28 protein-coding genes and 1 pseudogene are annotated in these 25,382 nt (G+C 60.2%); 16 read left to right on the top strand and 13 right to left on the bottom strand.

Going from position 1 to position 25,382, the window contains the following annotated elements:
- Window position 1: 1 nt before the first annotated feature.
- Window positions 2-187: pseudogene (locus tag BW43_RS29240) on the top strand (putative addiction module antidote protein); the annotation flags it as partial.
- A 173-nt stretch (window positions 188-360) separates the two neighbouring features.
- On the opposite strand, the gene gudD reads toward BW43_RS29240, so the two are convergent.
- Window positions 361-1,686: a glucarate dehydratase gene (gene gudD, locus BW43_RS18400; protein ID WP_032885891.1), complete on the bottom strand. Its 1,326-nt coding sequence runs from the start codon at window positions 1,684-1,686 to the stop codon at window positions 361-363.
- Window positions 1,687-1,705: 19 nt separating this feature from the next.
- Window positions 1,706-3,067, bottom strand: coding sequence for an MFS transporter (locus tag BW43_RS18405; RefSeq protein ID WP_032885890.1), 1,362 nt, complete (start codon window positions 3,065-3,067; stop codon window positions 1,706-1,708).
- 340 nt (window positions 3,068-3,407) lie between these two features.
- Here BW43_RS18405 and BW43_RS18410 point away from each other — a divergent pair, with 340 nt between their 5' ends.
- The 4 genes from BW43_RS18410 to BW43_RS18425 all read left to right on the top strand — a co-directional run bounded on the left by BW43_RS18410 (window position 3,408) and on the right by BW43_RS18425 (window position 7,547).
- Window positions 3,408-4,118 carry a FadR/GntR family transcriptional regulator gene (locus tag BW43_RS18410; RefSeq protein WP_032885889.1) on the top strand — a complete coding sequence of 237 codons (711 nt, stop codon included), beginning with the start codon at window positions 3,408-3,410 and terminating at the stop codon, window positions 4,116-4,118.
- A 13-nt stretch (window positions 4,119-4,131) separates the two neighbouring features.
- Window positions 4,132-4,824: a tRNA (adenine(22)-N(1))-methyltransferase TrmK gene (locus BW43_RS18415; protein ID WP_032885887.1), complete on the top strand. Its 693-nt coding sequence runs from the start codon at window positions 4,132-4,134 to the stop codon at window positions 4,822-4,824.
- A gap of 39 nt (window positions 4,825-4,863) precedes the next feature.
- Window positions 4,864-5,154, top strand: coding sequence for a DUF3144 domain-containing protein (locus BW43_RS18420; RefSeq protein ID WP_032885886.1), 291 nt, complete (start codon window positions 4,864-4,866; stop codon window positions 5,152-5,154).
- A gap of 335 nt (window positions 5,155-5,489) precedes the next feature.
- Window positions 5,490-7,547, top strand: a complete 2,058-nt coding sequence (locus tag BW43_RS18425; protein WP_032885884.1) for a methyl-accepting chemotaxis protein — start codon at window positions 5,490-5,492, stop codon at window positions 7,545-7,547.
- Between the two features lie 3 nt (window positions 7,548-7,550).
- On the opposite strand, the gene BW43_RS18430 is transcribed toward BW43_RS18425, so the two are convergent.
- Window positions 7,551-8,672: a lactonase family protein gene (locus BW43_RS18430; RefSeq protein WP_032885883.1), complete on the bottom strand. Its 1,122-nt coding sequence runs from the start codon at window positions 8,670-8,672 to the stop codon at window positions 7,551-7,553.
- A gap of 215 nt (window positions 8,673-8,887) precedes the next feature.
- Here BW43_RS18430 and BW43_RS18435 point away from each other — a divergent pair, with 215 nt between their 5' ends.
- Both BW43_RS18435 and BW43_RS18440 read left to right on the top strand, forming a co-directional pair.
- Entirely contained in the window at window positions 8,888-9,346 is a 459-nt protein-coding gene (locus BW43_RS18435) for a transposase (protein ID WP_032885881.1), read from the top strand.
- A gap of 489 nt (window positions 9,347-9,835) precedes the next feature.
- Complete coding sequence (locus BW43_RS18440) at window positions 9,836-11,572, top strand: OPT family oligopeptide transporter (RefSeq protein WP_032885880.1); 1,737 nt, start codon at window positions 9,836-9,838, stop codon at window positions 11,570-11,572.
- A gap of 27 nt (window positions 11,573-11,599) precedes the next feature.
- Here BW43_RS18440 and BW43_RS18445 read toward each other — a convergent pair whose 3' ends face one another.
- The 3 genes from BW43_RS18445 to BW43_RS18455 all read right to left on the bottom strand — a co-directional run bounded on the left by BW43_RS18445 (window position 11,600) and on the right by BW43_RS18455 (window position 13,975).
- Complete coding sequence (locus BW43_RS18445; protein ID WP_032885879.1) at window positions 11,600-12,226, bottom strand: glutathione S-transferase family protein; 627 nt, start codon at window positions 12,224-12,226, stop codon at window positions 11,600-11,602.
- 89 nt (window positions 12,227-12,315) lie between these two features.
- Window positions 12,316-13,560: a hypothetical protein gene (locus BW43_RS18450; RefSeq protein ID WP_032885877.1), complete on the bottom strand. Its 1,245-nt coding sequence runs from the start codon at window positions 13,558-13,560 to the stop codon at window positions 12,316-12,318.
- A gap of 61 nt (window positions 13,561-13,621) precedes the next feature.
- A complete protein-coding gene (locus BW43_RS18455) occupies window positions 13,622-13,975 on the bottom strand; it encodes a hypothetical protein (RefSeq protein WP_032885876.1) in 354 nt (117 codons plus the stop codon).
- Between the two features lie 113 nt (window positions 13,976-14,088).
- On the opposite strand from BW43_RS18455, the gene BW43_RS18460 reads away from it, so the two are divergent.
- Both BW43_RS18460 and BW43_RS18465 read left to right on the top strand, forming a co-directional pair.
- Window positions 14,089-14,448 carry a hypothetical protein gene (locus tag BW43_RS18460; protein WP_155989951.1) on the top strand — a complete coding sequence of 120 codons (360 nt, stop codon included), beginning with the start codon at window positions 14,089-14,091 and terminating at the stop codon, window positions 14,446-14,448.
- A 6-nt stretch (window positions 14,449-14,454) separates the two neighbouring features.
- On the top strand, window positions 14,455-14,763 hold the full coding sequence (locus BW43_RS18465; RefSeq protein WP_032885872.1) for a hypothetical protein: 309 nt from the start codon (window positions 14,455-14,457) through the stop codon (window positions 14,761-14,763).
- Here the strand turns inward: BW43_RS18465 and BW43_RS18470 are convergent.
- Complete coding sequence (locus tag BW43_RS18470) at window positions 14,751-15,116, bottom strand: cupin domain-containing protein (RefSeq protein WP_032885870.1); 366 nt, start codon at window positions 15,114-15,116, stop codon at window positions 14,751-14,753. The genes BW43_RS18465 and BW43_RS18470 overlap by 13 nt on opposite strands.
- Before the next feature lie 91 nt (window positions 15,117-15,207).
- Window positions 15,208-15,816, bottom strand: a complete 609-nt coding sequence (locus BW43_RS18475) for a LysE family translocator (protein WP_032885869.1) — start codon at window positions 15,814-15,816, stop codon at window positions 15,208-15,210.
- A gap of 112 nt (window positions 15,817-15,928) precedes the next feature.
- On the opposite strand from BW43_RS18475, the gene BW43_RS18480 reads away from it, so the two are divergent.
- The 3 genes from BW43_RS18480 to BW43_RS18490 all read left to right on the top strand — a co-directional run bounded on the left by BW43_RS18480 (window position 15,929) and on the right by BW43_RS18490 (window position 19,049).
- The gene (locus BW43_RS18480; RefSeq protein WP_032885868.1) at window positions 15,929-16,786 is read left to right on the top strand and encodes a LysR family transcriptional regulator; all 858 of its coding nucleotides are present in this window, start codon (window positions 15,929-15,931) and stop codon (window positions 16,784-16,786) included.
- Between the two features lie 74 nt (window positions 16,787-16,860).
- Window positions 16,861-17,589 (top strand): hypothetical protein, encoded by a 729-nt coding sequence (locus BW43_RS18485; RefSeq protein ID WP_032885867.1) that lies wholly within the window; start codon window positions 16,861-16,863, stop codon window positions 17,587-17,589.
- An 899-nt stretch (window positions 17,590-18,488) separates the two neighbouring features.
- Entirely contained in the window at window positions 18,489-19,049 is a 561-nt protein-coding gene (locus tag BW43_RS18490; protein ID WP_032885866.1) for a hypothetical protein, read from the top strand.
- 8 nt (window positions 19,050-19,057) lie between these two features.
- On the opposite strand, the gene BW43_RS18495 is transcribed toward BW43_RS18490, so the two are convergent.
- The 4 genes from BW43_RS18495 to BW43_RS29235 form a co-directional block, all read right to left on the bottom strand.
- Window positions 19,058-19,681 carry an SMI1/KNR4 family protein gene (locus BW43_RS18495; RefSeq protein ID WP_032885865.1) on the bottom strand — a complete coding sequence of 208 codons (624 nt, stop codon included), beginning with the start codon at window positions 19,679-19,681 and terminating at the stop codon, window positions 19,058-19,060.
- Window positions 19,682-19,698: 17 nt separating this feature from the next.
- On the bottom strand, window positions 19,699-20,394 hold the full coding sequence (locus BW43_RS18500; protein WP_032885864.1) for a DUF1963 domain-containing protein: 696 nt from the start codon (window positions 20,392-20,394) through the stop codon (window positions 19,699-19,701).
- Between the two features lie 81 nt (window positions 20,395-20,475).
- A complete protein-coding gene (locus BW43_RS18505) occupies window positions 20,476-21,414 on the bottom strand; it encodes a hypothetical protein (protein WP_032885863.1) in 939 nt (312 codons plus the stop codon).
- Between the two features lie 72 nt (window positions 21,415-21,486).
- Window positions 21,487-21,612, bottom strand: a complete 126-nt coding sequence (locus tag BW43_RS29235) for a hypothetical protein (RefSeq protein ID WP_256226205.1) — start codon at window positions 21,610-21,612, stop codon at window positions 21,487-21,489.
- A 223-nt stretch (window positions 21,613-21,835) separates the two neighbouring features.
- Between BW43_RS29235 and BW43_RS18510 the strand changes: the two genes are divergently transcribed.
- The 4 genes from BW43_RS18510 to BW43_RS18525 all read left to right on the top strand — a co-directional run bounded on the left by BW43_RS18510 (window position 21,836) and on the right by BW43_RS18525 (window position 24,165).
- On the top strand, window positions 21,836-22,069 hold the full coding sequence (locus BW43_RS18510) for a hypothetical protein (RefSeq protein ID WP_032885861.1): 234 nt from the start codon (window positions 21,836-21,838) through the stop codon (window positions 22,067-22,069).
- 67 nt (window positions 22,070-22,136) lie between these two features.
- Window positions 22,137-22,700 carry a nucleotidyltransferase family protein gene (locus BW43_RS18515; protein ID WP_032885860.1) on the top strand — a complete coding sequence of 188 codons (564 nt, stop codon included), beginning with the start codon at window positions 22,137-22,139 and terminating at the stop codon, window positions 22,698-22,700.
- A 104-nt stretch (window positions 22,701-22,804) separates the two neighbouring features.
- Window positions 22,805-23,245, top strand: coding sequence for a TspO/MBR family protein (locus tag BW43_RS18520; RefSeq protein WP_032885858.1), 441 nt, complete (start codon window positions 22,805-22,807; stop codon window positions 23,243-23,245).
- Window positions 23,245-24,165, top strand: a complete 921-nt coding sequence (locus tag BW43_RS18525) for an alpha/beta hydrolase fold domain-containing protein (protein ID WP_032885857.1) — start codon at window positions 23,245-23,247, stop codon at window positions 24,163-24,165. The genes BW43_RS18520 and BW43_RS18525 overlap by 1 nt, the downstream gene beginning before the upstream one ends.
- Before the next feature lie 88 nt (window positions 24,166-24,253).
- Here BW43_RS18525 and BW43_RS18530 read toward each other — a convergent pair whose 3' ends face one another.
- Window positions 24,254-25,306 (bottom strand): alkene reductase, encoded by a 1,053-nt coding sequence (locus BW43_RS18530; protein WP_032885856.1) that lies wholly within the window; start codon window positions 25,304-25,306, stop codon window positions 24,254-24,256.
- Between the last annotated feature and the right edge of the window lie 76 nt (window positions 25,307-25,382).

Here is a 25,382-nt window from a genome sequence, read left to right as displayed (position 1 = left end):
CGGGGGAAATCGCGAGAGCCTGTATAAAACGCTGAAAGGCGGTTCTAAAACGCGCTATGAGACGATTCAGAAACTGATGCTGTCGTTAGGCGTGGAACTGACGGTGCAGCCGATTGCGGCGGTGGCAAGCAAGAAAACCGCCAGAGCAAAGCGGGCTGCGGCCGGTAAACCCTGCCACGTGGTTTAGCGAGCGACCACATCCCTGAAAACACCGAGGCCCCCTGTGGGAGGGGGCTTGCTCCCGATAGCGGAGTTTAAGTCGATACATTTCTGGCTGACACACCGCAATCGGGAGCAAGCCCCCTCCCACATTGGATTGATTGTGTTTTGGAGGTCGGGCCTCCCTTAGAACCCAGCTCTTCAGCGCACCAGGCAAGGCTGCTTGTTGTTAAAACTCCACCCCGGAATCAAAAACTGCATCGCCACGCTGTCATCCCGTGCGCCAAGGCCCATGCCTTTGTACACCTCGTGGGCCTTGGCCACGGCGTCCATGTCGATGTCCACGCCCAGGCCAGGCTTGGCCGGCACCTTCACATAACCGCCTTCGATTTTCAGCGGCTCCTTGGTCAGGCGTTGGCCGTCCTGCCAGATCCAGTGGGTGTCGATGGCGGTGATATCGCCCGGTGCGGCGGCGGCCACTTGGGTGAACATCGCCAGGGAAATGTCGAAGTGGTTGTTGGAGTGCGAGCCCCAGGTCAGGCCCCAGTCGTTGCACATCTGCGCCACGCGCACGGAGCCCTGCATGGTCCAGAAGTGTGGATCGGCCAGGGGGATGTCCACCGATTGCAACTGGATCGCGTGGCCCATTTCGCGCCAGTCGGTGGCGATCATGTTGGTGGCGGTTTTCAGGCCCGTGGCGCGACGGAATTCAGCCATGACTTCGCGGCCCGAGTAACCATTTTCGGCGCCGCAGGGGTCTTCGGCGTAGGCGAGCACGTGGTGTTGGTCGCGGCATAGGCGGATGGCTTCTTTGAGTGACCAGGCGCCGTTTGGGTCCAGTGTGATGCGTGCATCGGGGAAGCGTTCGGCGAGGGCGGTGACGGCTTCGATTTCTTCGTCGCCGCTTAAAACGCCGCCCTTGAGTTTGAAGTCGTTAAAGCCGTATTTGGCTTTGGCGGCTTCGGCCAGGCGCACCACGGCTTCGGTCGTCAGGGCTTTTTCATGGCGCAGGCGGAACCACTCGTCGTCACTGTCCGCCTCGTTGCGGTAGGCCAGGTCGGTGGCGTTGCGGTCGCCCACATAGAACAGATAGCCGAGCATCTTCACCGCGTCACGCTGCTGGCCCTCGCCGAGCAATGCGGCCACCGGCACTTCGAGGAACTGCCCCAGCAGGTCGAGCAGGGCGGCCTCCATCGCGGTGACGGCATGGATGGTGATGCGCAGGTCAAAGGTTTGCAGGCCACGACCAGCCGAATCCCGTGAGGCAAACGTGCTGCGCATTTGGTTGAGGATGCGTTGGTATTGGCCGATGGGTTGGCCGATCACCAGGCTGCGGGCGTCTTCCAGGGTTTCGCGGATGCGTTCGCCACCGGGCACTTCACCAACGCCGGTGTTGCCCGAGCTGTCCTTGAGAATCACGATGTTGCGGGTAAAAAACGGCCCGTGGGCGCCGCTGAGGTTGAGCAGCATGCTGTCGTGGCCGGCGACGGGGATGACCTGGAAGTGGGTGACGACTGGAGTATTCATGGCAAATTCCTAAAGAGGCTCAAAGAGGTTTGCTGAGGGCCGCGCCGGTTGGCGCTACGTCTGGCGACGTCAATGGGGCAGAGGGCGCGGTCTTGGCGAAAAACACCAGGATCGCCGCCAGCACTGAGGTACCGGCCAGGCCGTAGAGGCCGCCTTGGATCGAGCCGGTGGTCTGCTCCAGAAAGCCGAAAGTGGTCGGCGCAACGAAGCCGCCCAGGTTGCCGATGGAGTTGATCAGCGCGATCACGGCAGCGGCAATGCGTACATCCAGATAACCCTGGGGGATCGGCCAGAACAGCGAAGACGCCGACTTGAACCCTATGGCCGCAAAGCAGATCGCCACAAAGGCAAACACTGGCCCGCCGGTGGTGGACATGAACATGCCGGCCGCTGCAATCAACAGCGCCGCCGCGACCCAGGCCTGTTGGAACTTGAACTTGCCCGACAGCGATGCGAAGGCATACATGGCGATGATCGAGATCAGCCACGGAATCGAGTTGAAGAGGCCCACCTGCACATCACTCAAGTCGCCCATCTTTTTGATGATGCTCGGCAGCCAGAATGTCGCCGCGTAAATGGTCAGTTGGATGCAGAAGTACAGGGCGCAGAACAGCAGGATCTGGCGGTCCTTGAGCAGCTTGCCAAGGGTCGGTTTGACGCTGGTCAGTGCCTCACGCTGGCGTTGCTCCTCGTCGATGGCGCCGACCAGTGCGTCCTGTTCTTCGCGAGTCATCCATTTGGCGTCGTGGGGCTTGGAGTCCAGCCAGAACCACACGAAGAAACCGATCACCACCGAGGCCAGGCCTTCGATGGCGAACATCCATTGCCAGCCGTGGAAGCCAAAGCCTTCGATCTGCAATAGCACACCCGACAGCGGGCCAGAGATCAACGAGGCCACCGCCGAGCCGCTAAGGAAAATCGCAATGGCTTTACCGCGCTCTGCGCCCGGCAACCAGCGTGTGAAGTAGTAGATCACTCCTGGGAAGAAGCCAGCTTCGGCCACGCCCAGCAGAAAGCGCAGGATGTAGAAGTGGGTTTCGTTTTGGATGAAGGCCATCATCGTCGCGACGATGCCCCAGGTGAACATGATGCGGGTCAGCCAGATACGCGCGCCGACCTTTTGCAGCAGCATGTTGGAGGGCACTTCGAACAGGGCATAACCGATGAAGAACAGCCCGGCACCGAACCCATAGGCCGCTGCGCCGATGCCCAAGTCGTGCTCCATGTGCGTGCGCACAAAGCCGATATTGACCCGGTCGATGTAGTTGAGGATGAACATGATCACGAACAGTGGGAGCACATGGCTCTTCACTTTGCGCACGGCGCGCGCGAGGATCGGATCACTGTGTGGAGCGGCAGATGCATGGCTTGAATTGTTCACAATTCAAAACTCCCCCTGATTATTTTTATGCGGGTTTGCGTGTTTTGTTGATAGACATCATACAAGTGGATTTCTGGAATTCGCAATCCAGTGATTGATGTTTTTGTGTTTATAAGGTCGTTGCTGGAATGATTTTTTTTGTTATTAGCCAATGTTTATTGAGGTTTTGTCCGGGTTTTAGGCGTTGAAATGCCACAATATTGAAGGTGACGGTAACCGTCGAGCGAGTCCGCCATCAGATTGGTTGTCATACAAGCTGGATGGTTTTTCAATCAACCTCGGCGGCGTCCTTTGTCTGGGTGTTAAGCTCGCTCCAGCCCAACCCCGTGGACTTGCAGTAATGCCCAATGAAACCCCAACCCCCGTGCGTAAACGCTCCACCAACCTGGCCCAGGGCGTGGTCGACGCCCTGACCCAGCGCATCCTGCTCGGCCAGTTGAAACCCGGCGAAAAGCTGCCGTCGGAATCCACCATCGTGCTGGAGCATGGCGTCAGCCGGACGGTGGTGCGCGAGGCGCTCTCCAAGTTGCAGGCGTCGGGGCTGGTAGAGACGCGTCACGGCATCGGCACCTTTGTGCTGGAGCAGAGCGCCCAACAAGGCTTGCGCCTGCATGTGGACACGGTCGCCAGCGTGCGCAACATGTTGGAACTGCGCCTGGGCCTGGAGGTGCAAGCGGTGGCGCTGGCTGCACTGCGTCGCACCGATGCTCAACTGGCCCACATGCGCGAAGCACTGGACGACTACCAGGCCTCTCTCGCCAACAACGACAGCTGCGTGGAAGAGGACAAACGCTTCCACCAGCAGATCGCCGAAGCCACCGGCAATACCTTCTTCACCGAAATCATGTTGCACCTGGGTAATGCGATGATTCCGCGCACTCAGGTGAAGGTGGACGAACGTGGCGGGGCGGACTTTGCCAAACTCGGGCAACTGGCGAACCTGGAGCATGAGGCGATTTTCAATGCGATCAAACGCCAGGATCCGGACGCCGCACGCGCCGCCATGGTGTTGCATCTGACTAACAGCCGGGATCGATTTTCCGGGGAATGATAAGGAACACAGGTTGAACGAACACACCTTGTCCATGCGCCTGGAGCGCGTGGCAGCGCATGTGCCGAATGGCGCGCGTCTGGCCGATATCGGCTCGGACCATGCCTATCTGCCGGTGGCGTTAGTGCGCCGCGGCGTGATCGACGCGGCGCTGGCGGGAGAGGTCGCGACCACACCGTTCCAGGCGGCCGAACGGACCGTGCGTGACAATGGCCTGGAGCAGCAGATTACTGTGCGCCTGGCCGATGGCTTGGCGGCCATCGAGGCGCGTGACGGCATCACGGCCATCAGCCTCTGCGGCATGGGCGGTGAGACGATCCGCGACATCCTTGAGGCCGGCAAAGCTCATCTGAGCGGCGCTGAGCGGCTGATCCTGCAACCCAATGGCGGTGAGCAGCCGCTGCGCCTTTGGTTAATGCGCAATGGCTATCGCATCGTCAGCGAAGAGCTGTTGCATGAAAACCGCTTTTACTACGAAATCATCGTCGCTGAGCGCGCAGACCCTGTGGTGTATACCGCCGAACAACTGTTCTTCGGCCCGTTACTGATGCAGGCCCGTAGCCCGGTGTTTTTGGCTAAGTGGCAGCGCGCGTTACGCCTGAGGCAGAAGACCTTGGCTGCCTTTGAGCGTGCGCAGGCGGTGCCCGAGGCGAAGCTCCAAGAGATTAGCCAGCAGATCCGGTGGATGCTCACACTGCTGGCTTGATACACACCCATTCAACCGTGATAAATCAGGAACCCCGCAATGGCAGACGCTACCGACCACGCCTTCTACGATCGCGCCGACGCGCACATCGAACTGTCGAACGAACAACTGAAAACCTTCGAAGACCTCGGCCAAGTCAGCGCTTCAATGATGTTCGGCACGACGCGGTTCAACGCCTGGGCGTGCGCACGCAACTTCAAGTCCGGTGAGCACATGGCCGAGGAGCGCGAGGCGATGCTCAAGTATTTTTGTGATCAGTATCGGTTGATGCTTGAGGACAATCTGGACGATCACATCAAGAACTTCAGTCGCTACATGCAGGCCAAATAGTCATTGCTCACTGCCTCTCACATAAAGCGCGGCGCCCTTCAAGTTTGGCTGGTTTGCGGCCGATAGGATGCCTGTGAATAAAGGTGTTCTGGACTGCACCTGGGCCAGTCGTCTCCGGCGGTTACAGCAGTCTTGCCAACACTGAGTGCTTTTGCCCCATTTTCGAGCACTCCATCGGCTCCAAAAGCGTGCCGCCCGCCCTGTTTCAGGGCTGTTGGTCAGCGGCCCGTATCTTGCTAGAGCCAAGCTAATCAATGACATGGCACTTTGCCGTTAGTCATTTCACGGCTTGGCCCACCGTGCACCACGTGGGTTGTTTGAGGGAGTAGTCGGACATGCACAGCTTGTTATCACCCGGTATCCGCCTGCTCGGACGTATGGGGTTTGCGCGCAAATTCCAAGTGTTGTTTTTCCTGTTCATGCTGCCCCTGGCTGGGAGCCTCTGGATGATCGGCCAGGACTATCGCGATAAATTAGGCGTGATTTCCACCGAGCAGTCCGGCGTGCGCCAACTGTTGGCCCTGGATGCACTGGACGGTCAATTGACGGCTCAGCGCAACCTGGCTGCGCGTTGGAAAGCGGCGGACATCCTGCACGCGCCGACGCCGGCGGCGAAGGCGGCGATGGACAAGGTCGATACGAATTTCCCGCTGATCCAGCAAAGCCTGCAAGCCTTGGGCGATGAGCTCAAAGCGCAGAACGCCAGCGCCGACATCCTCGCGCGCTACGAGGCGTTGCAGGCCACCGTCAAAGGCATGGACTCCGCTTCGCTGCGCACCGTGGGTTGGTGGCCGGATGGCTACGACCGTTTCACCTCGGCGCTGAGCGCGATGCAAACCCTGCGCGAACAGATCACCCTGGACGCCGGGCTGATCCTCGATCCCTGGCTGGAAACCTACATGCTCATGCAGATGGGCACACAGCAGACGCCAGACCTGATCGAGCGTATCGGTCGTATGGCGGGCGTCGGGCAGTCGTCCATTGCTTCGGGGCAGTTCACCTTGCAAAGCCGTTTGCAGATGCGCGACCTGCGCAGCCGCATTGGCGACGCGCGCGACCAGTTGGCCAAGGCGGCGGCGGCGCTCAAGGCCAAGCAATTCGACGGCATGGAGCCCTGGACTGCGCAGTACGACAACAGCCTGCAACTGTTGGATAACGAGCTTAAAGTGCTGGACGACGGCGTCTTCGGCGGCACCATCAAGCTCGATACCGCCGGTTTCGAGCGCAGTGTCGACGCCATGCTCGGTTCGCTCAGCGCTCTGCGCGTGCAGTCGCTGACCTCCCTGGACGAGCGCTTGAGCTACTACCACCGCAACGCGAACGAACGCTTCATTCCTCTGGCGATGACCTTCGGCGTGCTGGCCCTGGCCGCGCTGTACCTGTTCATGTGCCTGCAAGCCTCCATACAGCGCAGCGCAAGAGGCATCACCACCCTGGCCGAATCCTTGCGCGACGGTAACCTGTGCGTCGAAGTGGCGGTGGAAGGGCGGGACGAGCTGGCACTGATCAGCACCGCGCTGAACGTGGCGGTGGTGCAATTGCGCACCAGCCTGTTGGGGGTCAACCACGAAACCCAGCAGCTCGGCTCAGCGGTCCTCACCCTCAATTCGCAATCGGGCAGTACCCTCAGCGAAGTCGAAGACCAGCAGCATCAAATCAGCCAGATCGCCGCCGCCGCTACGCAGTTGGCCGCGACGTCCATGGGCGTCGCCAGAAGCTGTGAACAAGCGTCGGGCAGTGCCCAGCAAACACGACGCATCGCCGAAGACAGCAGCCGCGACAGCCAACGCACCACGGCCAGCATCCAGCAACTCAACCAACGCCTTACCGATACGGCTGACGCTTTGCAGCAAGTCAGTCAGCAGGGGCAGCAGATTCAGTCGGTGGTCGACACCATTCGCGGCATTGCCGAGCAGACCAACCTGCTCGCACTCAACGCGGCCATCGAAGCGGCCCGCGCCGGCGAGCAGGGCAGGGGCTTTGCGGTGGTGGCCGATGAAGTGCGCAGTCTGTCCCAACGCACCCAGGCCTCCACGGCGCAGATCGCCGGCACCGTCGACAGCCTGCGCGCGACCGTGAGCCAGGCCGTTACGCTGATGGGCGCCGCGTGCGAGCAAGCATTGACCGACGCCGAGTCCGTCACCGGCCTGGGCACGCGCTTGGGCGAGATTGCCGGCGCGGTGCAGAACGTCACCGACACCCTGGCGCAGATCGCCACAGCGGTGGAAGAGCAAGCGGCGACGGCGGACGAAGTGAGCGGCAACATCCAGCAAGTCGATCAGGCGGCAGGACGTTTGCTGGATGGCGCGCGAGCGGTCAACCGGGCGGCGGACACCTTGAGCAAGGGCAGCCAGGCGTTGAGTGACAACACCGCGCGGTTTCGTTTGAGCTGAGTGCTATTTGGCTGCGGTGCGCAGGACTTCAATCCACAGCGCACCTTTGCCTGAAGCCGCCTCACCCACGCGCTTCAACGCACCTGCGCCGCTGACCGCGTAGGTACCGACCTTGTCGCTTTTCTCGCCGGTCACCAGCAACCATTGGCCATTGGGAGAGAAGGCGATATTGCGCGGTTGTTTCTCTTCGACCGGGTAGTTGTCGAGAAACATCAGGCCACCTGTAGCCGCATCCACCGCAAACGCCGACACCGAGCTGCTGGTGCGCTCGCTCATCAGCAGTAGGGTGCCATCCGGGGACAAACGCAGGTCGGCGGCCCAGATGCGGGGCGTCGGGTCGTCCTTCAAATCATTGTTGCGCGCGTCCCGCACTTCGCCGTGGGCCAGTTTCAAACGCGCGGGAATGCCGTTGGCTACGCCGATCTGCGTCAGCGCGCCGGTGCTGTCGTCAATGGAAAATGCAGTGACGGTGCCGCTCATTTCGCCGACCACATACAGGTATTTACCGTTGGCTGAAAACGCCAAGTGCCGAGGCCCGGTGTTGGCCGGCACGCTCACGTAGCCGGTGCCGATCGGCGTGAGTGCGCCGGTGTTTGCCTCGAAGCGATATTGCAGCACGTGGTCGTTGCCCAAGTTGCCGGCGTAGGCAAAGCGATTGCTGGGGTCGGTGCGCAGGGAGTGCGCGTGAGGGCCGGTCTTGTAGGTGAGGATCGGCTCGGGCTTATCGACGGGCTGCACACTGAGGGTGTCGGCCCCGTAAGAGGCCGCGAGCAGATAACGTCCGGCGCGGTCGGTGGCCAGGTAGGCCATGCTTTCTGCCAGCGGGGCCTTGGAGCGTGGCGTCAACCGCCCGCTGGCTGGATCAATGCTAAAGCTCTGCACCTGAAACGGCTTGACCCGCAGCGCGGCATACAAGGTTTTACCGTCGGGGCTCAGGGCCATGGGGTTGACCTGATCACCGGCTGTTACCTGGTCAACCAGGCTCAACGCGCCGTTGCTCTCGTCCAGCCGGTACTGGGAAATCAAGCCATCGCCGGGGCTGGAAATGTACGCGAAGGTCGCAGCGTTGGCGTGTGCACTGAGTCCGCAGGCAATGGCGGCGGCCATGAGGAGGGGTTTATTCACGAAGTGAGCCTTTATTGTTATGTTTGTGATCAGTCATCGTATGACTGTATTTCTGTCTCCGCAATAGTTGGTTTTTGGGCTTACTTGGTTGTGTCTCTTGCGACGCACCGGTATGCCTGACCCACAGGATTACATGTGGTCAACAAGTGACAGTTGCTCGTCCCCTGCGGCGCGCTAGCGTTAAGGCTCTTCAGGCATTTCACGTAGAGCAGCGGATGCGCCCCACACCTCAATCACACCGTCTGCGTCACGGCCGTTACTCGGAACACGGTCGCAGCTACCTCATCACTGCCGTGGTTCATCAGCGCCAGCGCTTATTCACTGACCTTTACCTGGGTCGCCTGCTGGTTGCCGAATTCCGGCAGGCTCATGAACTGGGACTGGTCGATTCACTGGCCTGGGTCGTCATGCCTGACCACATTCACTGGTTGTTTGAGTTGAAGCAAAAGGCGTTGGCAGACGTGGTGCGACGTATTAAGTCGCGCAGTACGCTGGTCATTAACCAGCGTCGTCAAAGTAAAGAGCGTGTTTGGCAACCCGGCTATCACGATAGGGCAGTGCGTGCGGACGATGATCTTCGCAAGATGGCGCGTTACATCATTGCCAACCCTTTACGAGCTGGCCTGGTGGAGCGCGTGGGGGATTATTCGTTGTGGGATGCGGCGTGGCTATGAATAAGAGGGGAGAATTCCTGTGTTTGGCAGACTTCCCTGGGGAGCAGGTTTTTGTGGTGGGCAGGCTTCTCTGGTGAGCAGGTTTCTGTAGTGAGCAGGCTTCTTATTGAGTGGTTTTTGTAGTGAGCAGGCTTCTTACAGTGAGCAGTGGCTTTTGTGGTGAGCGGGCTTGCCCCGCGCTGGGCTGCGAAGCAGCCCTAAAACCTGCCAGCGCGATCTACCTGACGAAACGCGGTGTTCTTGATGGGGCCGCTTCGCAGCCCAGCGCGGGGCAAGCCCGCTCACTACAGAAAGCTTATTTGCTACCTACAGCAGGCTGACCACAAAAAGCTTATGTGCCACCTAAACGCAGGCTGACCAAAAAAAGCCCGCACATCACAAGAGCGGACGTGCTTTGCGCTGCTGTTCCTTCTTGCCGATTCAGGAACCTTCAGGGCGCACAGGGCTCACTTGTTAGGTCGCCCTGTTTCATTGCCGAAAGGAATCCGCATGCTGTCAGCCTCGCCAGCCATTCCCCAGTACGCCCCCGTCGAACGCGAACTCAGCCTGCGTGCCGTCGTCACCGGCACCGTGCTCGGTATTTTGCTCACACCATCCAATGTGTACGCCGGCTTGAAGATCGGCTGGTCGTTCAACATGTCGATCATCGCCCTGCTGGTGGGTTATGCGATCTGGCAAGGCCTGGCTAAGCGTTCCACCGAGCAACTGCCGTGGACCTTGCATGAGAGCAATATCAACCAGACCGTCGCCTCGGCCGCCGCTTCGATCATCTCTGGCGGTTTGGTGGCGCCGATTCCGGCCTACACCTTGTTGACCGGCAACCAGTTAGACGCGTTGCCGATGATCGCCTGGGTGTTCTCGGTGAGTTTCCTGGGCATTTGGATCGCCTGGTACCTGCGCCCCTCGTTGCTCAATGACAAGGCGCTGAAGTTCCCCGAAGGCATGGCCACCCTGGAAACCCTGCTGCACATCTACAACCACGGACGCGAAGCCGCGACACGTTTGAAGGTGCTACTCAGCGCCGCGTTGCTGTCCGGATTGGTGAAGTGGGTGGACACCTTCATGTGGGCCTTTCCGCGCTGGTCGCCGACAGCCTCTTGGGAGCGTCTGACCTTTACCGCCGATCCTTCGCTGTTGCTGCTGGGGTTCGGCGGCATTATCGGTATTCGCGTCGGCCTGACTCTGCTGCTCGGCGCCTTGATTGCGTGGGGTGGCCTGGGCCCGTGGCTGCTGGCACAGAACCTGGTGACGTTGCGGGCAGACAGCAGCGGCCCGCAATTCGCTGCATTGGTGGAATGGTTGCTGTGGCCCGGTGTGAGCCTGATGGTGTGTTCCACCTTGGCCTCGCTGACGATTCGTTTGTGGGCGTTGCGCTCCTCCACTAAAGCTGACGGCGGCAAGATGTGGAGCGTGCCCAAGCCCGGGCCGGCCGCTGGTTTTATCCTGTCGATAGGCTTGGTAGTCAGTCTGCAAGCGCTGCTGTTCGGCATCAATCTGTGGATGGCATTGCTGACCATTCCCCTGGCGATCTGCCTCGCGGCCGTCGCCGCCCGCGTGGTGGGTGCCACCGGTATTCCGCCGATTGGCGCCATCGGGCAATTGTCCCAACTGAGCTTCGGCATCGTTGCTCCCGGCCAGGTGCCGATCAACCTGATGAGCGCCAACACCGCTGGCGGCTCGGCGGGACAATGTACGGACTTGATGAACGATTTCAAGGTGGGCAAAGCGATTGGTGCTACGCCGCACAAACAAGTGATCGCGCAGATCCTGGGGATTTTCATCGGCAGCATCGTTGGCGTGTTTGCGTACCTGGCGCTGATTCCGGATCCGCAGTCCATGCTGCTTACCGAAGAGTGGCCGGCGCCCGCGGTGGCGACGTGGAAAGCCGTGGCGCAAACCCTGACCCATGGGCTGGATTCATTGTCGACGAGCATCCGCTGGGCGATTGCCATTGGCGGCGGTGCAGGCGTGTTGTTGGGCGTGCTCGACAGCCTGTTGCCGGCCCATCGTTCCCGCTACTTGCCGAGTGCCGCCGCGTTAGGGTTGGCTTTTGTCCTGCCGGCTTCGGTGTCGTTGATGATGGCGATGGGCGCGGTGCTCACCTGGTTGGTGAGCTGCCGTTGGCCAAGTATCACTGAGCGCTTTGCGATTACCGCAGCGGCGGGGTTGATTGCCGGGGAGAGCATTACCGGGGTGGGCGCATCGTTGTGGCAAATGGTGGGCTAGTCGCACACCCACCGTGCCCGGGTTTACTTAGTTGGCAAATGCATACTCGCCGCCCTGTTCCAGCGCCTGACGATACGCCGGCCGCGCCTGGAACCGCTGCACCCACGCTGACAAGTGCGGGTACGCCTGCAACTTGCCCTGGGCCTTGGCGATTTCGCCGATGAAACTCATCTGGATGTCTGCACCGCTCAGCTCATCACCCAGCAGATACGGTGCGTGCCCCAGCGCATCGTTCAGATAGCCCAAATAGTTGGCGACCTCGGATTCGATGCGTGGATGCAACGGTGCACCGGCATCCCCCAGGCGTCCCACGTAGAGGTTAAGCATCAGCGGCAACATGGCCGAACCTTCGGCGAAATGCAGCCATTGCACGTATTTATCGTAGTCGGCCGAGGCAGGATCGGGTTGCAGGCGGCCGTCGCCATGGCGGCGGATCAGGTAGTCGACGATGGCGCCGGATTCGATCACCACATTGGCACCGTCTTCAATCACCGGGGACTTGCCCAGGGCGTTGATTGCCTTGAGTTCAGGCGGTGCGAGGTTGGTCTTTGGGTCGCGCTGGTAACGTTTGATTTCGTAGGGCAGGCCAAGCTCTTCCAGCAGCCACAGGATGCGCTGCGAGCGTGAGTTGTTGAGGTGGTGAACAATGATCATGGGAACTCCACGGGGCAGGGGGTGTGCATCAACAGACCGCTGGGCTGGCGCAGAGTGCCCCAGATCCCAGCGTCCTGGCGTTGGGCTGATCAGCGCACGACATCCAGCGCGGTGTATTGATTCACGTAGTGGAACTGGCTCGACGTCGACTCCAGCGTCAGGGCCACGCCCAAGTCCTCGATAAACGCACGCGAGGTCTTGTAGTCGCCCTGGTCGCACTCAAGCTTGATGGCGTCGCCGGTCAAGGAGGCAAACACCTGGCGCGCCGGGAAGCGCTCACCCACCTTGCAGATCAATGAGGTGTCGGTGGGGGTGTCGGTGGGCTTGGCGGGGACGTTCAGCATCTGCATGTCTGCGCGCAAGGTCTGGCCAGGGGCCCAACTGCTCGGCACTTTCAACTCGACTGCGAGGGTTTGCAGCACTCGCCCATCGCCGACGCCGTTCATCTTCGACTTCAACTGGATCAAGTCGGCGAGCACCAGTCGATCGACGTTGAAGGCGTTGCCGTACACCTCATTCTTCTTCAGCAAGCCGCCGTCGGCGGTGAAGGTGACCGAGGTCGGGCTGTCCTGGCTGCCGTCGCCTTTCTTGGACAGGTAGGAGTAGCTCAACCTCTTGAATTTCGGCTGCAACAGCGGCGAATCGAGGCGTTGGAGCACGCTGGCAGGTACGTCGACATCGTTGATGCTGGTTTCTACCACGGTACGCGGGTAGTCAACCGGTGCAATGTCCGGCCGCAGCCAGGCCAGTAGCGCAGCATCGACGCCGCCCTGTACCGAGCAACTGACGCGTGTTTGCTCGCCATCGGGTTCGACGATCAGCACGCGCTCAACGTTGCGCGTGCCCGGTGCCTTGCCCGGTTGCGGTTTGATCGCCTGCCAGCGGTCGCCGACCTTGAGTTCACTGCGAATATAAGACCCGTCGATTTTTTGCAGCCGCGCGGGCACGTCCAGCAGTGGTGCCAGGTGCTGGGCCACCTCGTCCACACCGCCTTGCACGACAAAACCCCAGTAATAGTAGCGTCCCAACTGATCGAGGTCGGCGGCCTCGTCGGCGTACGACAACAGCTTCAGGCCTGCGATGGGCGGCGCGCTGACGGGCACCTGATTGGCTTGGCGGTCGGCACGGTTTTTAACGGCGATCCAGGTGAAGTCCTTGTCCTGCTTGAGCGGCGCATAGGCCTGCCACGCGGCGTGGTGCGTGTTCAGGCTGCTGAAGAAGGTTGCGTCGCAGCGCGTGAAGGCCTTGAGCGTCTCGGTTAATGCGGCGTCGTCGGCGTGGGCGATGGCGGGCAGCAACAGGGCAGAAGCGAGAAGCAGGGCGGGCGACTTCATTGAGCGGGATTTCCGTATCGGGGCGGGAGGAGGGCATTATCCAGAGATTACGAGGCAGCCACTAGCGTTGCAGGCGCACACGCCAATCGCCACCGTGCTGGCGCTGGCATTCCTCTTCAGAGTCAAAACGCACACAGCGGTCAACCTGTACGGGCGCTACCTCGGCGTCATCCAGCGCCGCAGCGGTCAATTCACGCATGCGCTGGTCGACACCGGTCGCAAGGGCGTGGTCCTTGTTGGCGCGCGTATCGAACACCCAGATCACCCGCAGGCTTTGGGGAAAGGCTGTGTAATCGACAGTGTGGGTCAACCATTCGAAGCCGGGGATTTCGGCTTTGGCGGTTTCGCAGGCGTCGGTGAGGGTGGCGACGAGTCGGCGCTCAATGCGGGCGCTGTCGCGTTTGGTCGGTGGCATAAGGGCTCCGGGGGGGGCGCAGGAAAAACAAACAACGGCGCGACAATGGCAGAACCCCGGGCCCTTTTCTACGTCCAACCTCGCGACATTCACGTCTGAAGGATATGGAATCCGTGACCAAAGCTTTTGCCGCGCTTGCCTTTCTCCTCCTCGGCGCTTGCACGCAGTACCGCTACATCCACCCTGAAACCCCACAGGGCCAGCAGTGCGTGGCCGAGCTGGATGCCAACGTCAACGCCTGCGAACAGCGCGCAAAAGACAGCGCCGAGGGCCAGCGCGTGTTGGATGAGGCGCAAAGAAACAGCTACCAAACGTGCACTCATCAATTTTCGTCGAGCGCCTCGAACCCCGATCCGTGCTCCGGTTTGAAGCCGAGCGGCGTGGTGTCCGTGCAAAGCAACACCTGTCGTGAAGGCTATACCGACAAGTTCATCGCCTGCGGCGGACGGCTGGAAGAGATCAAGGAAAAATAACCCGCAATGGACCAAAAAAACCAACTGATCCTACTCGCAGAGCAGGCCACCGAGGACCTGTTCCGCTGGAGTCGTTTTGTCGCCCATACCGAATTTCTGTGGCAGGACATCACCCTGGTCACCGACGCTGACGCTTGGCAACGCCAGTGGTTTGAGCTGGAAATCGTCAACGGCCTGGCGCTATCTGAGTGGGAAGAAGACGGCCGACCGAATGATTGGTCGGCGCGCTGGCGTGAAGGCTATCAGCAGGAGGCGGTTGAGTTGGTGAATGAGTTGCTGGGGTTGCTGGGGGCTACGACGTTTCAGATCCACTGATCATTCTCGGCAGTGCGCTCACCCCCTTCATGCCCGGTGTTCAGGATGCCGCGTGGTTCGATCATCATCAGCTTGGCTTCGCCGTCGGCCGCCGTCCTGTGTTCGACGCCACGCGGCACCACGTACAGCTCGCCCGGAGCCACATACACCGGGCCGTCCGGGAGGTCGATACGCAAAGTGCCTTCAAGCACCAGAAAGGCCTCATCGGTTTCCGGATGCGAGTGCCAGATGAATTCGCCTTCGATCCGCACGACCTTGAACTGGTAGTCGTTCATTTGCGCGACCACTCGCGGGCTCCACAGTTGATCGATGAGCGAGGCTTTTTGGGTGAGATTTACCGGGTGCTGGGCCATGGTGGATCCTCGGGTGGGGTGAGAGATCCAAGGCTACTCACGTTGCGGGTCAGTGGGCTTGTACGATCCTGCAAGGGCAACCATGAGGCTGTCAGGCACGAATGGGGAGCGCCAAGCCAAACAGCACAAAAAAACCACCACAGACTTTATTGAACCGGCGCCCGGTCCTCGCCAACCAAGGCCTGACCCGATGCGCCGCGCTGGCGACCAGATACTCAACCACAAACTCCACCCCGGCGTAGGTCAGTGCGATGGCAGCCGTCTGGGCGATCAGGCTCCTGTGCGGATCCAGGAACGGTGGGATAAACGCGGTAAACAGCAGCAACGCCTTGGGATTTGAAAGGGCCGATACCAGGCCTTGGCGCAACAGTGACCAACCGCTGAAGCCAGCCGTATCGGCAGTCTCAAGCGTCATCGGCGCAGCCCGCCACAGTCCGAAGCCCAGCCAGATCAGGTACAGCCCCCCGGCCACCTTCAGCGCGTTGAACCACGCGGACGACGCCTGAATCAGTGCGCCCAGGCCCAGCGCGCAAAACGAAAGCACCACCGCAAAACCGAGCACTCCGCCGGTGATGGTGAACAGCGTTTTGCGGCGCCCGTGAATGGCACCATGGGTCAGCACCAATAACGCATTGGGCCCCGGCACGACTGCGATACCGCAGCAGGTAAACACATAGAGCAACCAGGTCTCGAATGGCATGTTCAAATCCCGCAGTGGTGATTCAGGCGAATCATCATTAGGGCTGGGCGACTATCCTGAAAAGCGCATAATTCACATCGTAGTCATTCGATTAACGCATAGAGGTAGCCCCATGCTCGCCAGCGATCTGCAGATTGATTGGCTCAAGTGCTTCGTGGCGGTGGTGGATGCTGGTTCGCTGTCGGGCGCAGCGCACGAGGTGAACCGATCCCAGTCCGCCGTCAGCATGCAGATGAAAAAGCTTGAAGCCGCACTTGGACGGCAACTGCTGAACCGTGGTCCGCGCCACCTGCAACTGACCGCTGATGGCCAGACGCTGCTGGGCTATGCCCGCCGCCTGCTCGCCCTGCATGCTGAAACCCAGGCGGCTTTTCATGGGGAAGCATTGACCGGTCGCATCCGCCTGGGCGTCGCCGAGGACTACGCGGCCAAGTACCTCACGCCGCTGCTCAAGCGCTTTGCACCGCGCTACGCAGGCGTGGACATAGAGCTGACCTGTGAACAGTCGACCACCTTGATCCCGCGTGTGCGAAGCGGCGATCTTGACCTTGCACTGGTGTCCAGGGACTCGCCGCAAAGCGGCACGTTTCTGTTCAAGGAACCCATGGTGTGGGTGGGCTCACCGCAGTTCGAACTGTGGCGTCGAGAGCCGGTGCCTATCGCTGTTTACGAAAGTGAAAGCCTGGCTCGGCGTTATGCGGTGGACTCACTGACCCGACAGGGCCGCCAATTCAAAGTGGTCTACAACAGCTCAAGCCTCGCTGGCCAAGTGGCCGCCGTCGAAGGTGGACTGGCAATTGCCGCGATCACTCAGTGCAGCGTGCCGGCATCGCTGCAGGTCTTGGGCAGTGAGCAGGGGGTGGGGAACATTGCGCCGATGGAGGTTTCGATCTTGCGCAGCCGAGCTTCTCGCGGGGCCAACGCCGTCAATAGTCTTCACGCGTTCATCATCAGTGCGCTGAGAGGCTAGGCGGGTCACTGAGCTAAAGGTTGCTCCAGCACCGTCGATAACCTTGAGGAACCCGCCAATCATGGACCGATTAAATGGCTCTCTCCGTCAGTTCCGCCTATCCCTCGCCGGCCAATGTCACCCTTGCGCCTTCCAACCAGACGCTTACGCCCCAGCCGCTGACGGATGTCGCCAAGGAAGCCCTGGCAAACGCCGCGCCAGCCGCCATCTACCATCCCAGTGAAGACACCAGCACCACGTCGAAACCACTGGAGGTCGTCGACGTCTGGGTGGGTCGCTCTGAATCGCCGGAGTACCCTCGGTTCGCCGAAATCTTCAAAGGTGCGCACAACACGTTGAAAGCCTCTTTCCAGGCCTTCCAGTCAACTCTGTCGACTACAGCCCCCGACCTTGCCAGCAAAAAATACGGCTTCACCGTCGACGCTGACGGCAGTCTGAAAGTGCTCAATACCGCCGGCCAGCTCAACAGCTCGGACACCCAGCGGCTCACGGATCTGCTCAACAAATCCCTGGGTCTCAAAACCGCAGCCGTCGCCTACCGAGATGCTGCCATCGACATGACAGACGCCAGCTCGCCCTGGTCCGGCAGCGTCATGGGTTACTACAGCCTGACCCAGGAAAACTTCGCCAGCTCCCTTGATTTGGCGCCGCTGTTCAAAGACACGCATAGCATGGTCCCTGCAGAGTTCAGGGATGCGAAGTTTTTGACGCAGTTGGCCTATAAGGGTGAGCGGGCGACTCAGGAGACGGAAGCGGCGATGTATGAGCGGCGTGCGGCGCAGCGGTTCAGTGCGCAGGCGTGAGTCGCTTGGGTTTTTTTTGGTGAGGGGCTTTCTGTGGTGAGCGAACTTTGTGTGTTGAGTAGGCTTTCTGTGGTGAGCGGGCTTGCCCCGCGCTGGGCTGCGAAGCAGCCCTAAAACCAGGCACTGCGGTTTTTCTGAGAAGTTGGGGTGGCCTTATTGGGGCCGCTTCGCAGCCCAGCGCGGGGCAAGCCCGCTCACCACAAGAAGCCCGCTCATCACAGAAGCCTGTTCATCACAGGAAAATCTGCTCACCACAGAGAGTCTGCTTACCGTGAGTCGCTTGGGTTTTTTTGTGCTGAGTAGGCTTTTTGTGGTGAGCGAACTTTGTGTGCTGAGTGGGCTTTTTGTGGTGAGCGAACTTTGTGTGTTGAGTAGGCTCTCTGTGGTGAGCGGGCTTGCCCCGCGCTGGGCTGCGAAGCAGCCCTAAAACCAGGCACTGCGGTTTTTCTGAGAAATTGGGGTGGCCTTATTGGGGCCGCTTCGCAGCCCAGCGCGGGGCAAGCCCGCTCACCACAAGAAGCCCGCTTACCACAGGAAAGTCTGCTCTCCACAGAGAGTCTGCTTACTGTGAGTCGCTTGGGTTTTTTTGTGCTGAGTAGGCTTTTTGTGGTGATCGAACTTTGTGTGTTGAGTAGGCTTTCTGTGGTGATCGAACTTTGTGTGTTGAGTAGGCTCTCTGTGGTGAGCGGGCTTGCCCCGCGCTGGGCTGCGAAGCAGCCCTAAAACCAGGCACTGCGGTTTTTCTGAGAAATTGGGGTGGCCTTATTGGGGCCGCTTCGCAGCCCAGCGCGGGGCAAGCCCGCTCACTACAAGAAACCTGCACACCACAGGAGAGCCCGCTCACCCTCCTGACCGACTTGGATGAAGTCGGCCCAATTCATAGCCAGGGAAAACCCAAGATGCGTGGCGCACTCGTTAACAGTCTGATGCTTCTCACCATGGCGATATCCGGCGCCGGATGCACCACCTACGCGTCCAGGCCAATCATCAACGACCGCGTTGAAGCCGCCAAAACCGAAAGCATCCCAAGCTTCACTTATGAAGTTGACGCGCCCTGGAAGGACAGCCGCTTCGGCAAGCGCGCCTACCAGGCCACACAAGAAATAATCCCAGCGGCGCAAGACATCAGCTCAGCACCGCTCGCGTCGTCGCGCCCTGTATTAGCCATAAAAATCTCGGAGTTTTCATCGGGCGGCGCGTGTACGCAGGAGTACCTGACGGGCTTGAGTCTTGGCTTGATTCCCAGCTGGTGTACCCGGTCTACACTGTTCACGTTTCAGTTCATGCTCAATGGCAATAACGGCGTGTGCAGGCAGAAAACCTATTCAATCAGTGCCCAGACGTTTTCACATATCACCGCGATTCCATTTGCCATGCTCGATACCCGGGACCAGCCACTCACGCTGTATCAGGCAGCGCTGAAGGACTTCCTCCAGCCAGCACAATGCGCGACGCCCTGACACCGGCTTCAAATCGGCCTGTCCACCACCCGCGCATTCCACAGGTCCCGATAGCGCTCCCGCCAACCGGGACTGCTTTGATCCAGCCACGTCAGCGTCGCGTCAATGGTGTCGTCGCTGATGACGAAGTGATTGATGTGCTCCGCGATCCGTTCCTGCGACACGTGCAGCAAGTCCAGGTAGGCATTGAACGAGTCCGCCAGCACCACGTACTCATCGCCTTGCTGGCGACGACCCGTCCAGGCAGGTAAACCTGCGACCATCGCCCCCACATCCTGGCGCCCCTCGCGCAGGTCAAGTAGCAACACGCTGGCGCCGCCATCGCGGCCGATCGGCAATAACCCTGTCGCGGGGAAGCCAGGTTGCTTGCGCAGTTGCTCCAGTTCAAAGGGGTTGGATTCATACTGCTCGCTGGGGTCCAGGCCATACAGCAAGAAACTCAGCAGCTCTTTATCGCCATTGCTCATGGTCGCCAGCACGTCGTATTCCACGGTGGCGCCGTTGCAGGTCTTGAGAAACTGCCGGTAATCGTCCGGCAGGCGGGCGCCGAGGGTGGCTTCCAATTGCGCGAGGGCGTGGTCGGATGCGCTTTCTCGGGTGTCGTCGAAGATCAATCCACGGTAGTCAGTCATTCGGGCCTCCCAGCACCTTAGTAAAAATCATAATAGAGCGCCCATTCCCCGGTTTGGTTGTGCTTCCAGAACATCAGGCTGCCACTGTCGATCACGTTGAGGTTGATCTTCGGGTCCGACGAAATCTGGAACACAAACTCGAAACCTTCGCCCGGATCCACCCCCGACTGGCAGAACGAGGGGTAACCGCCGATCTTGTGTTCGTAAGTATGGGTGATCAAGTCGTAATAGCTCTGTATCTCGCCCGCGCGCTCCAGCGTGAGAATGGCTTGCTCAAGGTCCGCGGGGATACCGCCGCCATCCCACAGTGGGAAGTCCTCCGGCACCGCTTCTGCCTTCAACGGGAAAGGTTTGAGAAATGTGCCCGGTACCGGCAGCGCCTTGCGCACCAATACGTCATCGGCACCATATTCGCGGATCACCCAGTTATTTCCCATCGGCTCAAAGTCTTCAGGAAACGGGTCCGAGATAAACACCGTCAGCACACGAACCCCCGCCAGCAGCGGGCTGTTGAAGGGCAGGGCGGGCAGGTAAAACTGCGCGTAGGGCAGCAAGGGTTGTCCGGCCTGATTGGTGGGTACGCCTTCATCCGGGCGGAACAGGAAGACATTCCCCAGCCAGCTTTCTTCATCGGTGCCGAGAGGGCGAAAGCCGCCGGCCATGAACTTCACGGCTGGGCGGGCCAGGCGTTGCTTGATTTGTTGAATGTCCATGTCGCTGTAAACCTTCCTTTTGCTACAGGCACAAAGGCCGCAGATTAGCAGTGCGCGGGCGCGGTGCCCAATTGGCCTCCTTCACGAGTTGGATTTCAGCCGCCCCAGAATCGCCGTACGCAAACACCCCCAGGCGATCACGCCGATAATCAGCACCTCGGCGACACCCACCAGCACATTGAATGAAAACACCAGAGGTTGCTCGGCCCAATAGAAGCTCGTCGAACCCGATCGAATGCCACTGACCCGCAGCCGCCCGGTAAACAGCGCGCGCACCAACGCGATCACATGCTTCAGCTCCAGCACCGCCAGGAAAACACCCAGCAGGGACAGCAGGGCGCGTGCGGGCCTGCCGAGTTTGTCGGTGGACTCAGCCATGGGTGCCGGCCCCTCGGATTTGCGCCGCCGGGCGACCTTCGCCGGTGATGGCGCAGGCCTGTAGGGCGCCTCGGCCGCCGACCCAACGTGCACCTCAGTGGGCACGGCCACGTTCAGATAGTCAGCCAGTTCTCGCAGCCACATATCGGTGCGTGTGCTCCCCGGTATCACGGGCACGTTGTCGGTGGTCAAGCGCTGCTCGGTGCCGTCGCGCATCACCAGCCACAACTGGGTGTTGGCCGGCTCTGCCTTTAGACGGCGGCGCAGTTCGAGGTGGTGGGCTTTATCGATGCTGAAGGTTGACTGCACACGCTCGCGGCCACCGAAAAAGTTTCGAGTGCGGCGCTTGCCTTCGCCGTTAGCCCGCGACAACAACAAGCTCTCGCGGATGCCGGTGTACACCATCAGCAGCAGGCCAAGGGCAGGAATGAGCAGCAGGCCGAGCACGATCAGCAGCGAGGTCAGCGGGTCCATGTCCGCCCACTGCGAGCTGCTATCGGTGAACCAAAACACGACGAAGGCCAGCGGAAGGGTGAACGCCATTGCGCCTGTCAGCAGTACCAATGCGCTTTGCACCCCGTTGCGCGAGTGGATGTGCAAGTCACCCTGCGCGGTGCGCTCGAAGCGATGCCCAATCAATATGCAAATCTCCTGATGCGCCTTGAGGGGCAGCGATTGGCGGCCGAGGTCGGCATTAACACCATGGAGAATACCTTAAGCCGAGAACGCCACGCGTTTCCCGGCCCGGAATGTCAGGTAGCGGTCATATTCAAGGGTGAACGCTGGGTTCGGTGTGTCGTTGGCGTGGGTGTAACGCACCACACGTATCGTGTCGCGCATTTGCCGTGCGTCTTCGCCCTTGAGTCCTCACACGATGCCTGCTCAGGCGCGCGGTGATGCGGTGCCGAGCGCTGCATGACAATGAAATGCCATGATGAAGGCATCTTGAGTTTTAAACCGGTTGACTCGCAAACACCCCTTTGCAGGGCATATCGGTCTACCATGCCATCCCCCGGCAGTGGTTCCACGCGCTACCGACCTCTCTCTCGTAAGGTATCGCCTCATGTCCATCGACCAAATCAGCCTCCCCAAGGGCGTCGGCCCGCATGCCACCAAGCTGCTCGACGCCATCACCGGCGCGTCCACACATGAAGAACTCAACCGCGCAGGCGGTAAGGCGGAAGGGTTTGTGTTGGGTCTGGAGGCTTCCAAGGCCATCAAGAGCCAGATCGCTGAGTCGCTGTATGTGGCTTATGACGATGCGGCGAGTCATCGGGCCAGTGAGTTGAAGGGGTAAACCTCAACGCCCTCCCTGATGTTGTACAGTCGACTTCCACCAAAGGGCTGATTAAATCAGGGATCCCATGACATTGACCGTCGACACCTTGCTCAACCTGGCCATGGCCAACCCCATCAACGCCGAAATCACCGCGCGTCTGCCCGACCTCGGAGTGGAGCAATGCATGCTCACGGCGGGATGTCTATTCCAGGCGGTGTGGAATCATCAGTCCAATCTCCCTGCCGCGCAGGGCGTAAAGGACTACGACGTTTTCTACTTCGACACCGACTTGTCCTATGAGGCCGAGGACGCTGTGATTCGCAGGGCCGAGCAGTTGTTCCAGGATTTGGGCGTGAATGTTGAGGTCAAGAACCAGGCGCGGGTTCACCTCTGGTATGGGCAGCGGTTTGGCCGACCGTATCCGCAGTTGCACTCGGCTAAACAGGGGGTGGACCGTTACCTGGTGGCGGGAACGTGCATCGGGTTGGAGATCGCCACCGGTGAGGTGTATGCGCCCTATGGGCTGGCGGATGTGGAGCAGGGGATTCTTCGGATTAACCCACTGCACCCGGAGCCTGAATTGTTTGCGCGCAAAGCCAGGAGTTATCAGGTGCGGTGGCCGTGGCTGAGGATTGTGGAGCCGGTTTGAGCACCGTGCAGTCCATTTTTGTGTGGTTGATTGAATTTATCTGCGGCGGTTTGAGTCACTGATGCTATGCGTGGTTTTCTTTCAACCGACCTCAAGGACCGACCATGACCTTCTTCATCTTCCTGCTCGCCTGCGCCGCCGCGGCCAGCACCGGCATCCTTTTCAAACCTGGCGCCTGGTATGAATCCCTCGTCAAACCCAGCTTCACCCCGCCCAATTGGCTGTTCCCGGTCGCGTGGACGATTATCTACCTGTTGCTGGCCTGGGCCGGTTATCGCCTCACACTGATCCCTGGCAGCGAAATGGTATTGGCGCTGTGGGCTGCGCAGATCGCATTGAATACGTTGTGGACCCCGGTGTTCTTCGGCGCCCATCGCATCTTTGCGGGGATGGTGATTATTGCGGTGCTGTGGGTAACGGTGGCGACGATGGTGGTGATGGCGGTGCGTCTGGACTTGATCACCGGCTTGATCCTGTTCCCGTATTTGGCGTGGCTGTGCGTAGCGGCGGCGTTGAATTTCTCGATCCTGCGGAATAACCGTTGATGGCCCACCAACCTTGGCCGGCCAGCGAGTCGGATTTGGCCCAGATGAGCCGCTTCAATCAAAAGCTCGCCTGGATGCCGCGCTTCAAGATCCGTAACCGCGTGACGCCGCGTTTGATCCAGGGGTTGTTGCGCGTCAGCCAAACGCTCAAGAAGGCGCCAGCGGCGCAGTGCAAGATCGTCGACAACGTCCCCGTACGCATCCTGCGGCCAGTCGGCAAGCCTAAAGGCGTGGTGCTGGATATCCACGGCGGCGGCTGGGTGATTGGCAATGCGCAGATGGACGACGATCTTAACCTCGGCATGGTTAACGCATGCGACGTGGCGGTTGTGTCGGTGGATTACCGGCTGGCGGTGGATACGCCGGTGGAAGGGCTGATGGAGGATTGCCTGGCGGCGGCGCGCTGGTTGCTCTGTGAGGATGAGTTCAAACAGCTGCCGGTCATCGTCGTCGGCGAATCGGCCGGCGGGCACCTTGCGGCGGCGACGTTGTTGGCGCTCAAGCAATGGCCGGAGTTGCTCCAGCGTGTGAGCGGCGCGGTGCTGTATTACGGTGTTTACGATTTGACCGGTACGCCGAGTGTGCGCAACGCCGGGCCGGAGACCTTGTTGCTGGACGGACCAGGAATGGTCGATGCGCTGCGCATGCTGACGCCTGATATCAGCGATGACGAGCGCAGACAGGCGCCGTTGTCGCCGCTGTATGGCGACTTCGACGGCCTGCCACCGGCGTTGATGTTTGTGGGTGAGTTGGACCCGCTCAAAGACGACACACTGTTAATCGCTGAACGGTGGCCACAGGCAGAGGCCCATCTGCTGCCGGAGTCGGCCCATGGATTTATCCATTTTCCGGTGGCGATGGGCGAGGCGGTGTTGGCGTATAGCCGACGGTGGATCTCGACGAGGATCAGTGGTGAATAGGTGTTTTGGTGGGGCAGCCCTGCTCACCACAACTGGATCCTATTCACCAACCGTCCCGTATCAGACAAGTGACTGAAGGTTCTACGCTTCAGAGTGCTGGGTAGTCGATGTAACCCTCGGCACCTGGCGTGTAGAAGGTGTCTTTGTCGGGCACATTCAAAGCGGCACCACTGAGAAAGCGCGCGGGCAGGTCCGGATTGGCCAGGAACGCGCCGCCGAACACCGCCGCATCGGCTTTGCCCTCGGCGATCAAGGTGTCGGCGCTGTCCCGTGTAAGGCCGCCTCCGATCAGGTAGCGGCCCTCGAACAATTCTCGCAACGCAGCGTGATAGTCGAAGCTCGCCCCGAACAGTGCCACATGCAAGTAGGCCAGTTTCAGCTCGCGCAGTTGCTTGACCAGGTAGGTGAAGGTTTCCTGCGGGTTGGCATCGCTGATGTCGTTGAAGTTCATCTCCGGGGAAATTTTGATGCCCACGCGATCACTGCCTACTTCATCGACCATTGCGGCGAGCACTTCCAGTACGAAGCGGCTACGGTTTTCCACCGAACCACCGTACTGATCTTCGCGTTGGTTGCTGCTGCTGGAGAGGAATTGCTCGGGCAGGTAACCGGAGGCGGCGTGCAACTCCACCCCGTCAAAGCCTGCCTCGATTGCCCGGCGTGCGGCATGACGGTAGCTGTCGACCACGCCACCGATCTGCGTGACGCTCAAAGCATGGGGCGTGACGAAATCCTGCAGGCCGTTCGCGGTCCAGGTCTGGCCCGCCGGTTTGATCGCAGAAGGGGCCAGCGGCAGCGCGCCGTCGGGCAGCAGTGAAGGGTGAGAGACCCGCCCGCAATGCATCAGTTGCATGAAGATGTGCCCGCCCTGGGCGTGCACGGCTTGGGTGACAGATTTCCAGGCGGCCACGTGTTCGGCGGTTTCGATACCTGGAGTGCGGACGTAGCCTTTGCCCGACGCGTCGGGAAATACGCCTTCCGAGATGATCAAACCGGCGGTGGCGCGTTGGGCGTAGTAAGTGGTCACAAGGTCGGAAGGCACACCGGCGTCGTTGGCGCGCGAGCGTGTCATCGGCGCCATGATCAGGCGGTTGGCGAGGGTGTAGCGACCAAGGGAAAGGGGAGAGAAAAGAGCATTCATGGCGGTGTTCCTCATCAGTGATAGGGTTATGATTGATCAATCCGATTTCGGGATAAATGCCTGAAATACGAAATGA

Source organism: Pseudomonas sp. RIT357 (genome assembly GCF_000632245.1).
GTDB lineage: Bacteria > Pseudomonadota > Gammaproteobacteria > Pseudomonadales > Pseudomonadaceae > Aquipseudomonas > Aquipseudomonas sivasensis.
The sequence above is the reverse complement of the archived record's forward strand: the minus strand, read 5'-3'. Positions and strand labels throughout refer to the sequence as shown.

Excerpts from the sequence above, each read along its gene's own strand:
- gudD (WP_032885891.1), bottom strand. The coding sequence starts at position 1,686 with ATGAATACTCCAGTCGTCACCCACTTCCAGGTCATCCCCGTCGCCGGC.
- BW43_RS18410 (WP_032885889.1), top strand. The coding sequence starts at position 3,408 with ATGCCCAATGAAACCCCAACCCCCGTGCGTAAACGCTCCACCAACCTG.
- BW43_RS18420 (WP_032885886.1), top strand. The coding sequence starts at position 4,864 with ATGGCAGACGCTACCGACCACGCCTTCTACGATCGCGCCGACGCGCAC.
- BW43_RS18425 (WP_032885884.1), top strand. The coding sequence starts at position 5,490 with ATGCACAGCTTGTTATCACCCGGTATCCGCCTGCTCGGACGTATGGGG.
- BW43_RS18435 (WP_032885881.1), top strand. The coding sequence starts at position 8,888 with ATGCGCCCCACACCTCAATCACACCGTCTGCGTCACGGCCGTTACTCG.
- BW43_RS18440 (WP_032885880.1), top strand. The coding sequence starts at position 9,836 with ATGCTGTCAGCCTCGCCAGCCATTCCCCAGTACGCCCCCGTCGAACGC.
- BW43_RS18445 (WP_032885879.1), bottom strand. The coding sequence starts at position 12,226 with ATGATCATTGTTCACCACCTCAACAACTCACGCTCGCAGCGCATCCTG.
- BW43_RS18450 (WP_032885877.1), bottom strand. The coding sequence starts at position 13,560 with ATGAAGTCGCCCGCCCTGCTTCTCGCTTCTGCCCTGTTGCTGCCCGCC.
- BW43_RS18455 (WP_032885876.1), bottom strand. The coding sequence starts at position 13,975 with ATGCCACCGACCAAACGCGACAGCGCCCGCATTGAGCGCCGACTCGTC.
- BW43_RS18465 (WP_032885872.1), top strand. The coding sequence starts at position 14,455 with ATGGACCAAAAAAACCAACTGATCCTACTCGCAGAGCAGGCCACCGAG.
- BW43_RS18470 (WP_032885870.1), bottom strand. The coding sequence starts at position 15,116 with ATGGCCCAGCACCCGGTAAATCTCACCCAAAAAGCCTCGCTCATCGAT.
- BW43_RS18475 (WP_032885869.1), bottom strand. The coding sequence starts at position 15,816 with ATGCCATTCGAGACCTGGTTGCTCTATGTGTTTACCTGCTGCGGTATC.
- BW43_RS18480 (WP_032885868.1), top strand. The coding sequence starts at position 15,929 with ATGCTCGCCAGCGATCTGCAGATTGATTGGCTCAAGTGCTTCGTGGCG.
- BW43_RS18485 (WP_032885867.1), top strand. The coding sequence starts at position 16,861 with ATGGCTCTCTCCGTCAGTTCCGCCTATCCCTCGCCGGCCAATGTCACC.
- BW43_RS18490 (WP_032885866.1), top strand. The coding sequence starts at position 18,489 with ATGCGTGGCGCACTCGTTAACAGTCTGATGCTTCTCACCATGGCGATA.
- BW43_RS18495 (WP_032885865.1), bottom strand. The coding sequence starts at position 19,681 with ATGACTGACTACCGTGGATTGATCTTCGACGACACCCGAGAAAGCGCA.
- BW43_RS18500 (WP_032885864.1), bottom strand. The coding sequence starts at position 20,394 with ATGGACATTCAACAAATCAAGCAACGCCTGGCCCGCCCAGCCGTGAAG.
- BW43_RS29235 (WP_256226205.1), bottom strand. The coding sequence starts at position 21,612 with ATGCGCGACACGATACGTGTGGTGCGTTACACCCACGCCAACGACACA.
- BW43_RS18510 (WP_032885861.1), top strand. The coding sequence starts at position 21,836 with ATGTCCATCGACCAAATCAGCCTCCCCAAGGGCGTCGGCCCGCATGCC.
- BW43_RS18515 (WP_032885860.1), top strand. The coding sequence starts at position 22,137 with ATGACATTGACCGTCGACACCTTGCTCAACCTGGCCATGGCCAACCCC.
- BW43_RS18520 (WP_032885858.1), top strand. The coding sequence starts at position 22,805 with ATGACCTTCTTCATCTTCCTGCTCGCCTGCGCCGCCGCGGCCAGCACC.
- BW43_RS18525 (WP_032885857.1), top strand. The coding sequence starts at position 23,245 with ATGGCCCACCAACCTTGGCCGGCCAGCGAGTCGGATTTGGCCCAGATG.
- BW43_RS18530 (WP_032885856.1), bottom strand. The coding sequence starts at position 25,306 with ATGAATGCTCTTTTCTCTCCCCTTTCCCTTGGTCGCTACACCCTCGCC.